Below are 14,045 nucleotides of genomic sequence, written 5' to 3' on the forward strand. Positions count from 1 at the left end.
GCAACCGGGACTAGGGGCGCGAACCTGCGGCCAGTTGCAAAAGGTGGCTGAGCACCAGTACCGTTTCGTCATAAATGCCCGGCGCTTCGCTTTCGCGGGGCCCGGCGACATTCAGAACAGCAGGCTTCTTCGCCTCGAGCCAGCGTAACGCCGCCAGTGGCGAGTGGGTCCGCTTCAAATCGATGATGTGGTACGGCTTCTTCAATTCCTGCGCCACGGCAAAGGTATCCGCAGTGCCGCCCGCAGGCTCGCCCCGGGTCAGCATCAGTGTCGCATCGCTGTCGATGACGTTCTGGCGGGTACGCATGGCATATGCCGAACTTTTCATTTCGCGCATCGGATACTCAGCGGGAATCGGCCCGTCTTCGGCACGCCGCCCCTTCGGTACCCAGCCGCCACATTTGAGCCCGAGCTTCAGCGCGACATCCAGTGCGGCACGATCGACGCCGGTTTGACCACCGGATACGATCTTGCCGGGCAGCACCCCGCGCGGTCCCTCGACGGGACCGTCGGCCACCGTCGTTTCCGACGGCGCCGTCACGGGAGTTAAGCCGCTTCCAGGATTTGTTCGAGCTTGGAAGTCGCTTTGTCCACGTCGGTTTTTTCGACAGCGGCCAGCTCGGAAGCAAGACGGTCACGCGCCTGTTCGTAGATCTGTCGTTCCGAGAACGACTGATCGGGCTGGCCGACATTACGGTGCAAGTCACGCACGACTTCGGCAATCGATACCGGATCGCCGGAATTGATCTTGAGATCGTATTCCGCAGCGCGGCGGCTCCACATCGTGCGTTTGACGCGCGGACGGCCTTTCAACGTCTGGATGGCTTCATCCATTCGCTTTTTCGACGAAAGTTTACGCAGCCCCGAATTCGCGGCCTTACTGACCGGAACACGCAGCGTCATGCGGTCGCGGTCGAAGCTGATCACGAATAATTCGAGTTTGTGCCCCGCGATCTCTTCTTCCTCGACACTGAGGACCTTGCCGACGCCATGCGTCGGGTAGACAACGAAATCACCGGGATTAAAAAGCAGTTCAGCCATGGTATGTTCTTCTTTGCTCTCTTATCAAAACTCACCCGGCCGTGACATGGCGCGGATGAGGTTTCCAAACCTTCGTCCCGACGCTGAAAGGGCCCATGCGGGCCCCGTCAATGTGCGGTCATTTTGTGCAGAGACCATACCACATTTTTGCAGTGCAGAAAAGAGCAGCGCGGGCCGTTTGATTAAACCAGCCCGCGCCAAAATTATTGCTTTATAACAGTAAGTTAATCGCCCTTGCCGGGGTTTTCGCTGAGCATGGCTTCCTTGTCAGGCTTGCCGTCCCATTCTTCGGCGTCGGGCAGCGGATCGCCCTTGCGCGTGATGTTCGGCCAGACGGAGGCGAATTTCGTATTGATTTCCAACCACTTCTCAACACCCGGTTCGGTATCGGGGATAATCGCTTCGGCCGGACATTCGGGCTCGCAGACGCCACAGTCGATACATTCGTCAGGATGAATGACGAGGAAGTTCTCGCCCTCGTAAAAGCAATCGACGGGACAGACTTCGACACAGTCCTGATACTTACATTTAATGCAATTCTCGGTAACGATATACGTCATACTCAAACCCTCACTCGGTAGTATCCAAACCCAAACGTTCTAAGACCCTTTTGCGGGCCTGGCCGCTGTCACGGTCACGGACGTACAAAAGCCCGGCGACCCGTCTGACCAGATTAGCCTCATAATCGTGAAGCATCCCGTCAGCATATGCGACCTCCCACAACATCTCCATCACATCGATGCGCTCGGCATCGGTAAATTCCTCACGGATCAGGCGCGTCGCCGCATAGACCCTGTTTGCATCCTCGTGCCCGGCGACGGCGTCGTCGATCAGGATTCCGGCATCATCCGCCGATATGGCGAAACGATCAACCAATATGGAATGAATGGCTTCGCGCTCACGCTGATCGAAATCTCCGTCCAGCAGTGCGGTTTCGACCAGCACGGCGACTGCCGCCGCGGCCAGCGCATCGGCGCTGTCTCCGGCGGACTGGGGCGTCTCGTTACCCCCATTGAGAAACGATTTGATAATCGTGAGCATGCGGTTGGGTATCACAGGCTTTTGCGACTAACAACCATGATTAAACTGCGGTTTTAACTTGTCACGCCATGACCCGGGCGGCACCCTCCCGCTTATGGAACGCAATGAGCACCTAAAGCAGATTTCGACGGCGTCCGAACGCAACAAGGACCCGATTCTCGATGTCCTGAAACAGGTTCTGCCCGATACCGGCCTTGTCCTGGAAATCGCCAGCGGCACCGGCCAGCACGCGGTTCATTTTGCCGCCGCGCTCAATGGCATTCGCTGGCAACCGAGCGACATAGACCCTGAACTGCGGGATTCCGTCAGCGCCTGGCGTGACGAAAGCGGGCTGGAGAACCTTCTGGAACCGATACATCTGGATGTCACCGCTGACCCCTGGCCGGTCTCGGAAGCGCACGCCATTGTCTGCACCAACATGATTCATATCGCGCCCTGGGAAGCCTGCACGGGCCTTCTCGACGGGGCCGGCCGCATCCTCCCCGAAGGCGGCATTCTTTATATGTACGGGCCTTACAAGATCGGCGGCAGGCACACGTCCCCCGGCAATGAAACGTTCGATCAGTCGCTCCGGGCCAGTGATGCGTCGTGGGGTATCCGCAATCTCGACGACGTGGCGCTGGAAGCGCGCCGGCGCGGGCTGCACCTGATCAAGACCGTGCAGATGCCGGCCAACAATTTTTCGGTGGTCTATCGCAAGACGGCGATGGTGGAGGGGTAGTTCATCTCGGACGGCAGCTTGGCCGACCCTGCCATCCCCAAGTCACCTGTGATTTAACGCCCCCGCCGCTTTTTCTTCTTGCCTTCCGGCTGCCAGCTGGCGCGCGCCTTGTTCGAAATCCCCGGCCGGTCGAGGCCCAGTTCGTGCGCTTCGAGGCGGCGGATTTCATCCCTGAGCCGCGCCGCTTCCTCGAATTCCAGATTGGCGGCGGCGGCCTGCATCCGGTCGTTCATGTCGGCGATGACTTTCTGGATATTGTGGCCGACATGCTGGACCTCGCCGGAAACCCCGGTATCGACGGTCACGTAATCCTTTTCATAGACGCTTTCGATGGCGTTGGAGATGTTCTTCTTCACGCTCTGCGGCGTGATACCGTGTTCCTTGTTGTAGGCTTCCTGCTTTTCGCGCCGCCGGTTGGTCTCACTGATGGCGTACTCAAGACTGTCCGTCATCTTGTCGGCATACAGAATGACGCGGCCGTCGACGTTGCGGGCAGCCCGGCCGATGGTCTGCACCAGCGAAGTCTTGGAACGCAGAAAGCCCTCCTTGTCGGCATCCAGGATCGCCACCAGCGCGCATTCGGGAATATCCAGCCCTTCACGCAAAAGGTTGATGCCGATCAGGACATCGAACGCGCCGAGGCGTAGATCGCGGATGATTTCAATCCGCTCCAGGGTGTCGATATCGGAATGCATGTAGCGCACGCGGATGCCGTGTTCGTGCAGGTATTCCGTCAGGTCTTCGGCCATGCGCTTGGTCAGGGTCGTGACCAGCACCCGCATGCCCTTGGCGGCAACCTCGCGGCATTCGCCCAAAAGGTCATCGACCTGTGTTTCGACGGGGCGGATAAAGCATTCAGGATCGATCAGGCCGGTCGGACGCACGACCTGTTCGACGAAGACGCCGCCGGTACGCTCCATCTCCCACGGGCCGGGCGTTGCCGACACAAAGATCGACTGCGGGCGCATGGCGTCCCATTCCTCGAACTTCAAAGGCCGGTTGTCGATACACGACGGCAGGCGAAAGCCGAATTCCGCCAGCGTCGATTTCCGGTTGAAGTCGCCCCGGTACATGCCGCCGATCTGCGGCACCGTGACATGGCTTTCATCGACCACGAGGATCGCATTTTCGGGCAGGTATTCGAACAGCGTCGGCGGCGGGTCGCCCGGGTTACGCCCGGTCAGATAGCGCGAATAGTTCTCGATCCCGGCGCAATGCCCGGTGGTTTCCAGCATTTCGATATCAAACGTCGTGCGTTCTTCAAGGCGCTGAGCTTCCAACAGTTTGTTCTCAGCACGGAGCCGTGCGAGCGTTTCCTTCAATTCCGCCTGTATCTGCGGGATCGCCTGCATCAGCGTCGGGCGCGGCGTCACGTAGTGGCTGTTCGGGTAGACGGTGATTTCCGCCAGAGATGCCGTCTTTTCACCGGTCAGCGGATCAATTTCCCAGATCCCTTCCAGCTCGTCACCAAAGAACGACAGCCGCCAGGCACGATCTTCCATATGGCTCGGGAACAGCTCGATCACGTCGCCCCGGACCCGGAACGAGCCGCGATAGAAGTTCTGGTCGTTGCGCTGGTATTGCAGTGTCACCAGCTTTTTCATCAGCTCGCGTTGCTCAACCGTGCTGCCGGGTCGGAGTTTCACCGTCATTTCGGAATAGGTCTCGACCGCGCCGATACCATAGATGCACGACACCGAGGCAACGATGATGGTGTCAGGGCGTTCCAGCAGGGCGCGCGTTGCCGAATGGCGCATGCGGTCGATCTGTTCGTTCACCGAGGCGTCTTTTTCGATATAGGTGTCGGTCCGCGGCACATAGGCCTCGGGCTGATAATAATCGTAATAGCTGACGAAATATTCGACGGCGTTGTCCGGGAAAAAGTCCTTCATTTCCGAATAGAGCTGTGCCGCCAGGGTCTTGTTCGGTGCCAGCACCAGCGCCGGGCGTTTCAGGTTCTGCAAACAGTGCGCAATGGTAAACGTCTTGCCCGATCCGGTAACGCCGAGCAGCACCTGCTCGCGCTCCCCCTCCTCGAGGCCTGCCGTCAGCGCGTCGATGGCCTGCGGCTGGTCGCCGTTGGGCTCGAACGGCGAGGTCAGCTTGAAGTCTGCGGCCTCGGAAAAGGCCGGGCGGGCTTCCGGGATGAAAATCGGGCGCGTATCCATGCACTCTTATATAGGCGACCTTGCCGCCCCGTGCTAGGCGGGATCGGCCACCGCCGTGACGACGTACCGAAACGGGCCCTTCGGGTTCCAGTCAGAAAACGGATAACAGGTCACAAGGGTAAGAAAATCGGCCGCGGGTTCGATCTCGATCTTCTGTTTACGCACATCGAGGATTTTCTTTTCAACCACCACATAGGCAACCTTCACGCCCCCCGGGCGCTCGACTTCGATCGGGTCGCCGATACGGATATGACGCAGAAAGGCGAATTGCCGCTCGCGGCTGGCGGCAATGACACTATGGCCCGGCCCGCCCGGCGTGGCGGTGCCGTCGACAAGTGCCGCACCGTACGGCAAGGCGGGACCGTGACCGCCCGCCAGAACGAGCACCGACACATCACGCTTCGGCATACCGATCCGCGCCACCGGTCGGGTGTCCGCCCACGGCCAGGGGCGCGGTGCAGGGCCATCCCCGGGGGCGGCTTCCCAGGCCCGCGCCACTAAAAGCCGCGCCAGCGCCGCCTTGGCCGGCAGGTAATAGCCGTAGCCTGCGAAAACCAGACCCGCAGCAATCAGAACGATGCCGGCGATCTCCTGCAGGCGGGTCGATGTGACGCACAAGGCCATGCCGCTTCCTTCCGGTTTCAGGCATGCGGATCATCAGACAGGACGGATTTGGCGAAATTTGGCTGAAATTGAGATGATATCGGGGCAAACCTTGCCGAAAGCAAAGGCTGGGCGTAAAGTTCCGCCGGTTTCAAACAAACCTGCCAATTCATTCAGCGGAGTTTCCCGATGTCCATCGTTGCCGATCGCCTGAACGTCATCAAGCCGTCCCCCACCATCGCCATCACGCAGAAAGCCCGCGATCTTGCTGCCGCCGGGCGCGATATCATTTCCTTGAGCGCGGGGGAGCCCGACTTCGATACGCCGCAACACGTTATCGACGCCGCCAAGAAGGCGCTGGATGAGGGCATGACCCGCTACACCAACGTCAACGGTGTGCCGGAACTGCTGGACGCGATTATCGCCAAATTCAAGCGCGACAACGATCTGGAATATACCCGCGACGAAATTCACGTCAGCTGTGGCGGCAAGCCGGTCATCTTCAACGCCATGATGGCGTCGCTGAACCCCGGCGACGAGGTTATCGTCCCTGCCCCTTACTGGGTCAGCTACCCGGACATCGCCGTCCTTTTCGATGGCGTGCCGGTCGTTGTCGATTGCCCGAAAGAGGCCAACTTCAAACTGACGGCGGCACAGCTGGAAGCGGCGATCACGCCGAAGACCCGTTGGTTGATTTTAAACTCGCCGTCGAACCCGACCGGCAGCGGCTATACGGAACAGGACCTGAAAGCCCTTGGCGAGGTCCTGAAGAAACATGAACACGTGTGGATTCTGACCGACGATATCTATGAGCACCTTGTCTATGACGACTTCAAATTCAAGACCATTGCCCAGGTGACGCCGGAACTGAAATCCCGCACCCTGACCATGAACGGCATGTCGAAAGCCTATTGCATGACCGGCTGGCGCGTCGGCTTCTGTGGCGGCCCAAAGGAACTGATCAAGGCCATGACCATGGTTCAGTCCCAGTCGATCACGCACACCGCCGCCGTATCGCAGGCAGCGTCGATTGCCGCCCTGAACGGGCCGCACGATTTCATCGAAAAGAACAATGCGATCTTCAAGGAACGCCGCGATCTGGTCGTCAGCATGCTGAACCAGGCACCGGGCCTGAGTTGTGCAACCCCTGAAGGGGCGTTTTACGTCTATCCGTCATGCGCCGGCACGATCGGTAAGAAGACCCCTGGCGGCAAGGTTATCGAGAACGACGAGGATTTCGTGGTCGAACTTCTGGAAGCGGAAGGTGTCGCCGCCGTGCATGGCGAAGCGTTCGGGCTGAGCCCGCATTTCCGCATTTCCTATGCCACGGCCACGGAATTGCTGGAAGACGCGTGTCAGCGCATCCAGCGGTTCTGCGCGTCGCTCAGCTAAGCCCCTTCAGAAAAGCGGGACGTAAGAATGGCGGCGATCAGGCCGCCATTCCTTTTTGCATCATCGCTGTCATACGGCGAATGAAATCCTGCGGATCGACGACCGGCTCACCTTCGACGATGCGCGCCTGATCGAGCAGCAGGTAAGCTGCATCTTCCAGCATCTTATCCGTTGCATCCTTTTCGGCGATCGCGCTCAGGTGCTTGATCAGCGCATGCTTGGGATTGATCTCAAGGACCCTGGGCGACGCCGCATCGATCTGATTATGCGCCTTAAGAAGCTTTTCCAGATGCATATCCATATCACCCTCGTCGGCAACCAGGCAGACTGGGCTGTCGGTCAGGCGTGACGATGTCCGCACATCCTTGACCTTATCGCCAAGCGCCAGTTTGAACGCCATCGTCAGGGCATCGATCCCGCCTGCCGCCTCGTCCTTGGTGTCATCCTTGTCACCGTCCCTGTTCTTGTCGTCGGCCCCGCTAATGGCCGACAGATCGACGCCGCCACGGGTCGCCGATTTGAACGGTTTCTCTTCGAACTGGCCGATGGCGGGCATCCAGAATTCGTCAACCGGATCGGTCATGAACAGCACTTCGACACCCTTGGCACGGAAGCCTTCGAGTTGCGGGCTTTTCGCCGCCTGTTCGGCGTCGGCGCCGGAAATATAGTAGATCGCGTCCTGGCCTTCCTTCATGCGCTCGATGTAGTCCTTGAGCGACGTCCAACCGTCCTGGGCTGAAGACTTGAAGCGCGCGAGCTCAAGCAACCGGTCGCGGTTCTCGAAATCCTCATGGATGCCTTCTTTCAGCACCATGCCGAAGGTGTCCCAGAATTCCGCGTACTCTTCGGGCTTCTTGTCCGCTTTCTTCTTCAACTCACCGAGAATCCGTTTAACCAGTGCCTTGCGGATTTTCGCCACCGCCGGATTGTGTTGCAGCATTTCCCGGCTGACGTTGAGGTCGATGTCCTCGCTGTCGACAATGCCTTTGACGAAGCGCAGGTATCCCGGGATCAGTGCATCGCAATCATCGGTGATGAAGACCCGGTTCACATAGAGCTTCAAATGCCCCTTTCGTTCCGGATGGAACAGGTCGAACGGACGGCTCGACGGGACAAACAGAAGATTGGTGTAGCTGATCACCCCTTCGGCTTTGTTGTGCAGCGTCAACCACGGCTCATCGAAAGCCATGCCGACGTGGTGATAAAATTCGTTGTATTGTTCGTCGCTGATGTCTTTCTTGTCGCGGGTCCAAAGCGCTGATGCGCTGTTCAGCGTCTTGTCCTCATCGCCGTCCTTTGCCGCCTTCAAGACGACCGGTTGCGCGATATGGTCGGAATAGGTTTTCACGACGTTTTCAACGCGCGCCGCTTCCAGGAATTCCTTGGCATCTTTCTTAATGTGCACGATGACGTCCGTGCCGTGACCTTCGTGTTCGGCTTCTTCTATTTCAAATGCGCCGTGTCCATCGGACGTCCACCGCCAGGCTGCTTTTTCGCCGGCCTTGAGGCTGACAACCTCGACCTTGTCGGCAACCATGAACGAGGAATAAAAGCCGACGCCGAACTGACCGATCAGGGCCATCTTCGCGTCATCGCCACCTGCCTGGGCTTCCTTAAGACCTTCCATGAACGCTTGCGTGCCGGATTTGGCGATGGTGCCGAGCGAGTCGATCATGTCGTCCTTGCTCATGCCGATGCCGTTATCCGATACCGTAAGGGTCTTGGCTTTGGCGTCGATACGGATCGCAATCTCAAAGCCGTCACCTGACATCAGGTTCGGCTCGGTCAGCGCCCGGTAGCGCAGCTTGTCACAGGCATCGGATGCGTTCGAGATCAGCTCGCGCAGGAACACCTCTTTCTGGCTGTAAAGGGAATGGGCCACGATATCGAGAATCTTCCCGACTTCGGCCTGAAATGAATAGGTCTCTTTGCTCATGCTCTTAATCACCCCGTCTTAAAATTACCCGGTGCCACGCCGCCTCTCCCCCGAGACACACAGTCAAGACACCTGCCCCGATATGTGTCGGTTTTTTCGGCTTCGCAACCCCTTAAAAGGCTAAAATCCGGGCTTCAGGCGTCCTCGGGCGGCGCTGGATCGCCAACTTCGCGGACAGCTTTCATCAAGGCATCGATATCCAGGGGCTTTGTAAAGCCGCCGTTCGCACCGATCTTGACGGCGGCCCGGATGGCGTCCTCGCCGGGCATATTCCCCATGCCGGCTGAGACCGCGAAAATGATGCACTCCGAATTTTGCTCGCGAATTCTTTGAATGGCCTGAATACCGCCGATCCCTGGCATGAAAATATCCATGATGACAACGGCAAAATCGCCGTGCTCGGCAGCTTTCAGCACCTGCTCGGCGCGCATTGCCTCGACAACGTCATACCCTGCCTGGCGCAACGACCGGGCCATGGCGAGAAGTGAAAAATGGTCGTCGTCGACGACAAGAATACGCATGCCGTTCGTTCCCCTTTGAGCGCAGGTATCTTAACGTTCTCATCGTTCGCTGCAATCATCCTTAAACAAAACATCTGTCGGTGATCCGGGCTTGAAATCCGCCCCGCATCGCGCCAGTGTCGATACATGTCTACGGCTCTGCATGAACCGGGGTGGATCAGTGCCGTACTTGGCCCGACCAACACCGGGAAAACCCATTTTGCGATGGAGCGGATGCTTGGCCACGCGTCGGGCATCATCGGCTTCCCTCTCCGGCTTCTGGCGCGAGAAAACTACGACCGGGCCATCTCCATAAAAGGCAAGGATCGGGTCGCCTTGATCACCGGCGAGGAGAAAATCCTGCCGAAAAATGCCAAATGGTTTTTATGCACGGTCGAATCGATGCCGCTTGACCACGACGTCGCCTTTGTCGGCATAGATGAAATCCAGATGTGCGCTGACCCCGACCGGGGGCATATATTCACCGACAGACTGCTGCACGCACGCGGGCGCGAAGAAACCATGTTCATGGGCGCGGAAACCATCCGCCCGCTGCTCAGGTATCTTGTGCCCGAGGCCGAAATCGTCACCCGGCCCCGCTTTTCCGTCCTGACCCATGTCGGTCCTGCGAAGATCAACCGTCTGCCGGCACGCTCAGCCGTGGTCTCGTTTACCGCCTCGAATGTATATGCCATCGCCGAGTTGATCCGCCGCCAGCGCGGCGGCGCCGCCGTGGTGCTGGGCGCACTCAGCCCACGCACCCGCAATGCGCAAGTGGGCATGTATCAGTCCGGCGAGGTGGATTACCTTGTCGCCACGGACGCCATCGGCATGGGCCTGAATATGGACGTGGATCACGTCGCCTTTGCCGCGCTCAAGAAATTCGATGGCCGGCGGGTGCGCCATTTGACGGCCTCAGAACTGGCACAGGCAGCGGGCCGTGCCGGGCGCCATATGAATGACGGCACCTTCGGCACGACGGCGGATGCCGGCATCCTTGCAGACGAAATCGCCGAAAAGATCGAGGAACACCGCTTCGATGCGCTAGAGCATATATACTGGCGAAACACGGAACTTGATACATCATCTCTTGCCGCACTCAAGAACACTCTTAACCAGCGGCCGAACAAATCAGGCCTGCAACGGACCAGAACCGCCGATGACGAACTGATTTTCGACCGCCTGCGCAAGGAAGAAGACATTGCCGCCAAGGCCAAAGGCCACAAACGCGTGGCGCTGTTATGGGACGTCTGCCAGATTCCCGATTTCCGCGGCGTCATGAGCGATGCCCACGCCAGCCTCGCCATGTCGATCTACCGGCATCTGACATCGGGGGCCGAACGCCTGCCGCCGGACTGGATCGCCGCCAATGTCAAACGGCTGGAACGGACCGACGGGGATATCGATACGCTGATCGGGCGCATCGCCGGCATCCGGACCTGGACCTATGTCTCATTCCGCAATGACTGGGTGCTGGATGCCCAGCACTGGCAGGCCCGCACGCGTGCCATCGAGGACAAGCTTTCGGACGCCCTGCATGAACGCCTTACGCATCGCTTTGTCGACCGCAAAACCTCGGTTCTGATCGCCAAACTGAAAGACAATCCGGACCTTGTTGCCGCCGTGCGGAACAATGGCGAGGTGCTGATCGAAGGCGAACCTGTCGGGCGCCTACAAGGGTTGCGCTTTTATTTCGACGCCTTGATCGAAGGTGATGCCGGGCGCGCTGTCGCCAATGCGGCACACCGCGCAATCCGCCGCGAAATGACCCGTAAGGCCGCGACCATTATCGCTGCGGCCAACGACGCTTTTTCGCTGGAAGAGCCGGAAGACAATCATCTGCCGCGGATACTGTGCGAAGGTGATGAAATCGCGCGGCTGGTGAAAGGCAAATCCGATCTTCGCCCGGAACTGGTGGTCATCGCCGATGACGTGCTGGAAGCATCGGACCGCTCGGCCATTGAGCGCCGCCTACAGGATTGGCTGGACGGCGAAATCGCACAGGTATTTGCCCCCCTCTTCGCCATGCAGTCCGATCTGCTTAAGGGGGCGGCCCGTGGCCTGGGTTTCCAGTTGATGGAGGGGTTGGGCTCACTCAGGCGCAGCGATGCGGCTGAACAGATCGACGCCCTGGGCCGGGCCGACCGTAAGGTGTTGCGCGAACTCGGCGTCCGTATCGGCCGGGACATGGCGTATATCCCGGCACTTTTGAAACCCAATGCCATCCGCTGGCGCGCCCTGCTCTGGGCGTTGTCGAACGGATACCGCCATATTCCGCCGATCCCTCAGCCGGGACGCGCGTCTGTGCCGCTCCAGCGGCGCGACAATCGCGATTTCCTGGAAGCCTGTGGTTACCGGCCGCTGGGACCGCTTGCCGTCCGCATCGATATGGCCGAACGATTGACCTCGAAGGCCTGGTTGCTGGCGAAATCCGGCGCATTCGCTCCGACACCGGAATTGATCTCGCTGATCGGGGCCAATCTTGAACAGTTCCCGTCCGTGATGCAGGCAATCGGCTTCAAACGCACACAACGCAAGGCCGAAGACGGCTCCCCGGCGGACCTCTATCGCCCCATACGCGCCCGTGAAAGCGGCCGCAAGACACAGAAGCGCAAACCGAAAACAGACAAGCCATTGCCTGTGGCCGATCCGCACTCGCCGTTCGCCAAGCTTAAAGACCTTTCTTTCGGGAGCTGACATTGTCCGGAGGAACCATCCGCATCGACAAATGGCTATGGCATGCCCGTTTTTTCAAGACGCGGACCCTGGCGCAGAACTTCGTCACCGGCGGCAATGTCCGGGTCAATTCACAGCGGGTCGAAAAAGCCAATTACAGCGTCAAGCCGGGGGACGTGCTGACGTTCGTGCGTGGCTTTGTCCGGGTCGTCGAGATCGTTGCCCTGGCGGACAAGCGCGGTCCCGCAAGTGCCGCGCAAGCACTCTATAACGACATGTCGCCGCCACCGCCCAAAAAGGACGACCCGGACAGACCGGCCCCGGTCGCCAAGCGCGATAGCGGGGCCGGCCGGCCGACAAAACGAGAACGGCGTGATATCGACCGGCTCAGGGGAACCTAGGCAGTGACGTGATCAGGCGGCCTGATGCAGCCAGCGCACCTTCGTCATCTCAAACCTGAGAAACCCCGCGACATCGCGGAAACTGCCTTCCGTCTGCAGGAAACCCGCGCGTTCAAGAACTTTCACGGAGCGTATATTATGGTTCATGGCGATGGCCTGAACCTTGTCCAGCCCCTGCGTGTTGAATGCATCATCGAGCACAGCACGGACGGCCTCGATGCTGTAGCCGAGGTTCCAGTGCGTTTTACGAATGGTATAGCGGAGCGTATATCCCCCCGCATCCTCGCGGAACCATAGACCGCATTCACCGACGTCCTGATCGCCATCCGTCAGACGGACGTTCAGCATGCCGAATCCATCCTTGGCAAAAGTCGCCATATAACCATCGAAAAGATCCCGCGCCTGCAACCGGTTCATGGCCTTGGCATGGGTATTGGCCTTCAACAAAGGATCGCCGTGCATTTTCGCAAATGCCTCAAAGTCCGCTTCGCTATAGGGCCGAAGCGTCAACCGCTCCGTCATTAAGTTCGTCATTTCAATCGTCCTGCACTAGCGCCCGGGATTGTTCCCAGGCTGGTCGGGTTACGTCGAAGCGCAGCAGGCCTTCTATGCCCATATGCGCTGTTTCGCTTACGTACCCGCCTAATCGTCGCAGGATCGCCACAGCCCCCTTGTTTCTGGACTGCGTCACCGCCCAGAAAGACTTCACGTCCGTTTCCGTAAACAGCCAGGCTGTCACGGCTTCGTTCATTTCCGTACCGAACCCTTGGCCCCAGTATGACTGATGCAACAGAAACCGCATGGATACACCGGGCTTGTCGGGCCGATGCCAGAAACCACATTCGCCGACAAACGCGCCCGCCGACTTCTGCCGGACTGCAAAAAGGCTATGCCCGTCATTTTGCCACCCCTGCAGATACCGCTGGAAGGTTTCCGCCGCTTCTGACGCATTCAAGGGTTTCGAACCCTTCATGAAATCCATGACCACTGGATCGCTGTGTAATGCTGCCATCATTGGCGCATCCGTGGCGACATATGGTTTTAGTTCAAGGCGTTGCGTGCGGATTTCGACCATCATCATTCTCAAAACAAAAAACGCGGCGCCTACAAGCGCCGCGTTTCTAATGAAACCAGTTCGCCGAAGGCCTTAGCGGCCCCGTTCCACGTATTCGATGGCCGCCATCATTTCCTCGGCAAGATTAAGGTGCTTTCGCGCTTCCTCAATCTCATGTTCCGTGGCCGAGGCTACTTTTTCCTTGGCTTGTCGGAGTCGCTCTTCAGCATCCTGCCGATTGAGATCGTTAACGAGAACCGCCTCTTCCGCAAGCACGGTGCAACGTTCCGGCGAAACCTCGCAGAAACCACCAGCAACGAAGATTTCCTCGGTTACCTTGCCGCCCTCAAACACCTTGATGACACCCGGACGGACCGAGCAGATCAAAGGTGAGTGGTTCGGCAGGATACCGACGTCGCCTTCGGCGCCCGGCACGACAACCATCTCCACCGGCTCCGATTTAAGGAGCCGTGACGGTGAGACAAGTTCAAATTCGACCATTTCGGCCATTT

15 protein-coding genes are annotated in these 14,045 nt (G+C 58.9%); 4 read left to right on the forward strand and 11 right to left on the reverse strand.

Annotation, left to right across the window (positions count from 1 at the left end; genetic code table 11):
* Positions 1–10: 10 nt before the first annotated feature.
* From L2D14_17490 to L2D14_17505, 4 genes are all read right to left on the reverse strand, one after another.
* Positions 11–517 (reverse strand): putative molybdenum carrier protein, encoded by a 507-nt coding sequence (locus tag L2D14_17490; GenBank protein ID WNJ99643.1) that lies wholly within the window; start codon positions 515–517, stop codon positions 11–13.
* A gap of 29 nt (positions 518–546) precedes the next feature.
* On the reverse strand, positions 547–1,041 hold the full coding sequence (locus L2D14_17495; GenBank protein WNJ99644.1) for a CarD family transcriptional regulator: 495 nt from the start codon (positions 1,039–1,041) through the stop codon (positions 547–549).
* Positions 1,042–1,265: 224 nt separating this feature from the next.
* Entirely contained in the window at positions 1,266–1,601 is a 336-nt protein-coding gene (locus L2D14_17500; protein ID WNJ99645.1) for a ferredoxin family protein, read from the reverse strand.
* A 10-nt stretch (positions 1,602–1,611) separates the two neighbouring features.
* Positions 1,612–2,082, reverse strand: a complete 471-nt coding sequence (locus L2D14_17505) for a TerB family tellurite resistance protein (GenBank protein WNJ99646.1) — start codon at positions 2,080–2,082, stop codon at positions 1,612–1,614.
* Between the two features lie 94 nt (positions 2,083–2,176).
* Here L2D14_17505 and L2D14_17510 point away from each other — a divergent pair, with 94 nt between their 5' ends.
* Complete coding sequence (locus L2D14_17510; protein WNJ99647.1) at positions 2,177–2,803, forward strand: DUF938 domain-containing protein; 627 nt, start codon at positions 2,177–2,179, stop codon at positions 2,801–2,803.
* A 53-nt stretch (positions 2,804–2,856) separates the two neighbouring features.
* On the opposite strand, the gene uvrB is transcribed toward L2D14_17510, so the two are convergent.
* Both uvrB and L2D14_17520 read right to left on the reverse strand, forming a co-directional pair.
* A complete protein-coding gene (gene uvrB / locus L2D14_17515; GenBank protein ID WNJ99648.1) occupies positions 2,857–4,971 on the reverse strand; it encodes an excinuclease ABC subunit UvrB in 2,115 nt (704 codons plus the stop codon).
* A gap of 33 nt (positions 4,972–5,004) precedes the next feature.
* A complete protein-coding gene (locus L2D14_17520) occupies positions 5,005–5,595 on the reverse strand; it encodes a class GN sortase (protein ID WNJ99649.1) in 591 nt (196 codons plus the stop codon).
* Positions 5,596–5,763: 168 nt separating this feature from the next.
* Between L2D14_17520 and L2D14_17525 the strand changes: the two genes are divergently transcribed.
* Positions 5,764–6,966, forward strand: coding sequence for a pyridoxal phosphate-dependent aminotransferase (locus L2D14_17525; GenBank protein WNJ99650.1), 1,203 nt, complete (start codon positions 5,764–5,766; stop codon positions 6,964–6,966).
* Positions 6,967–7,003: 37 nt separating this feature from the next.
* Here the strand turns inward: L2D14_17525 and htpG are convergent, their stop codons facing one another.
* Positions 7,004–8,902: a molecular chaperone HtpG gene (gene htpG / locus L2D14_17530; protein ID WNJ99651.1), complete on the reverse strand. Its 1,899-nt coding sequence runs from the start codon at positions 8,900–8,902 to the stop codon at positions 7,004–7,006.
* A gap of 134 nt (positions 8,903–9,036) precedes the next feature.
* The gene (locus L2D14_17535) at positions 9,037–9,423 is read right to left on the reverse strand and encodes a response regulator (GenBank protein ID WNJ99652.1); all 387 of its coding nucleotides are present in this window, start codon (positions 9,421–9,423) and stop codon (positions 9,037–9,039) included.
* A gap of 126 nt (positions 9,424–9,549) precedes the next feature.
* Here L2D14_17535 and L2D14_17540 point away from each other — a divergent pair, with 126 nt between their 5' ends.
* Together L2D14_17540 and L2D14_17545 are read left to right on the forward strand one after the other, a co-directional pair.
* Positions 9,550–12,099, forward strand: a complete 2,550-nt coding sequence (locus L2D14_17540) for a helicase-related protein (protein WNJ99653.1) — start codon at positions 9,550–9,552, stop codon at positions 12,097–12,099.
* 2 nt (positions 12,100–12,101) lie between these two features.
* Positions 12,102–12,479, forward strand: coding sequence for an RNA-binding S4 domain-containing protein (locus tag L2D14_17545; protein WNJ99654.1), 378 nt, complete (start codon positions 12,102–12,104; stop codon positions 12,477–12,479).
* A 12-nt stretch (positions 12,480–12,491) separates the two neighbouring features.
* On the opposite strand, the gene L2D14_17550 is transcribed toward L2D14_17545, so the two are convergent.
* The 3 genes from L2D14_17550 to L2D14_17560 form a co-directional block, all read right to left on the reverse strand.
* Positions 12,492–13,013: a GNAT family N-acetyltransferase gene (locus L2D14_17550; GenBank protein ID WNJ99655.1), complete on the reverse strand. Its 522-nt coding sequence runs from the start codon at positions 13,011–13,013 to the stop codon at positions 12,492–12,494.
* A 1-nt stretch (position 13,014) separates the two neighbouring features.
* Entirely contained in the window at positions 13,015–13,554 is a 540-nt protein-coding gene (locus L2D14_17555) for a GNAT family N-acetyltransferase (protein ID WNJ99656.1), read from the reverse strand.
* A gap of 72 nt (positions 13,555–13,626) precedes the next feature.
* The gene (locus tag L2D14_17560; protein ID WNJ99657.1) at positions 13,627–14,043 is read right to left on the reverse strand and encodes a F0F1 ATP synthase subunit epsilon; all 417 of its coding nucleotides are present in this window, start codon (positions 14,041–14,043) and stop codon (positions 13,627–13,629) included.
* Positions 14,044–14,045 lie beyond the last annotated feature (2 nt).

It is taken from the genome of Thalassospiraceae bacterium LMO-JJ14, assembly GCA_021555105.2.
Classification (GTDB): Bacteria; Pseudomonadota; Alphaproteobacteria; order Rhodospirillales; family Casp-alpha2; genus UBA4479.

Bases quoted from the DNA above. Each gene is read 5' to 3' on its own strand.
- htpG (WNJ99651.1), bottom strand. From the start codon at position 8,902: ATGAGCAAAGAGACCTATTCATTTCAGGCCGAAGTCGGGAAGATTCTC.
- L2D14_17505 (WNJ99646.1), bottom strand. From the start codon at position 2,082: ATGCTCACGATTATCAAATCGTTTCTCAATGGGGGTAACGAGACGCCC.
- L2D14_17510 (WNJ99647.1), top strand. From the start codon at position 2,177: ATGGAACGCAATGAGCACCTAAAGCAGATTTCGACGGCGTCCGAACGC.
- L2D14_17520 (WNJ99649.1), bottom strand. From the start codon at position 5,595: ATGGCCTTGTGCGTCACATCGACCCGCCTGCAGGAGATCGCCGGCATC.
- uvrB (WNJ99648.1), bottom strand. From the start codon at position 4,971: ATGGATACGCGCCCGATTTTCATCCCGGAAGCCCGCCCGGCCTTTTCC.
- L2D14_17540 (WNJ99653.1), top strand. From the start codon at position 9,550: ATGTCTACGGCTCTGCATGAACCGGGGTGGATCAGTGCCGTACTTGGC.
- L2D14_17560 (WNJ99657.1), bottom strand. From the start codon at position 14,043: ATGGCCGAAATGGTCGAATTTGAACTTGTCTCACCGTCACGGCTCCTT.
- L2D14_17495 (WNJ99644.1), bottom strand. From the start codon at position 1,041: ATGGCTGAACTGCTTTTTAATCCCGGTGATTTCGTTGTCTACCCGACG.
- L2D14_17555 (WNJ99656.1), bottom strand. From the start codon at position 13,554: ATGGTCGAAATCCGCACGCAACGCCTTGAACTAAAACCATATGTCGCC.
- L2D14_17535 (WNJ99652.1), bottom strand. From the start codon at position 9,423: ATGCGTATTCTTGTCGTCGACGACGACCATTTTTCACTTCTCGCCATG.
- L2D14_17525 (WNJ99650.1), top strand. From the start codon at position 5,764: ATGTCCATCGTTGCCGATCGCCTGAACGTCATCAAGCCGTCCCCCACC.
- L2D14_17500 (WNJ99645.1), bottom strand. From the start codon at position 1,601: ATGACGTATATCGTTACCGAGAATTGCATTAAATGTAAGTATCAGGAC.
- L2D14_17550 (WNJ99655.1), bottom strand. From the start codon at position 13,013: ATGACGAACTTAATGACGGAGCGGTTGACGCTTCGGCCCTATAGCGAA.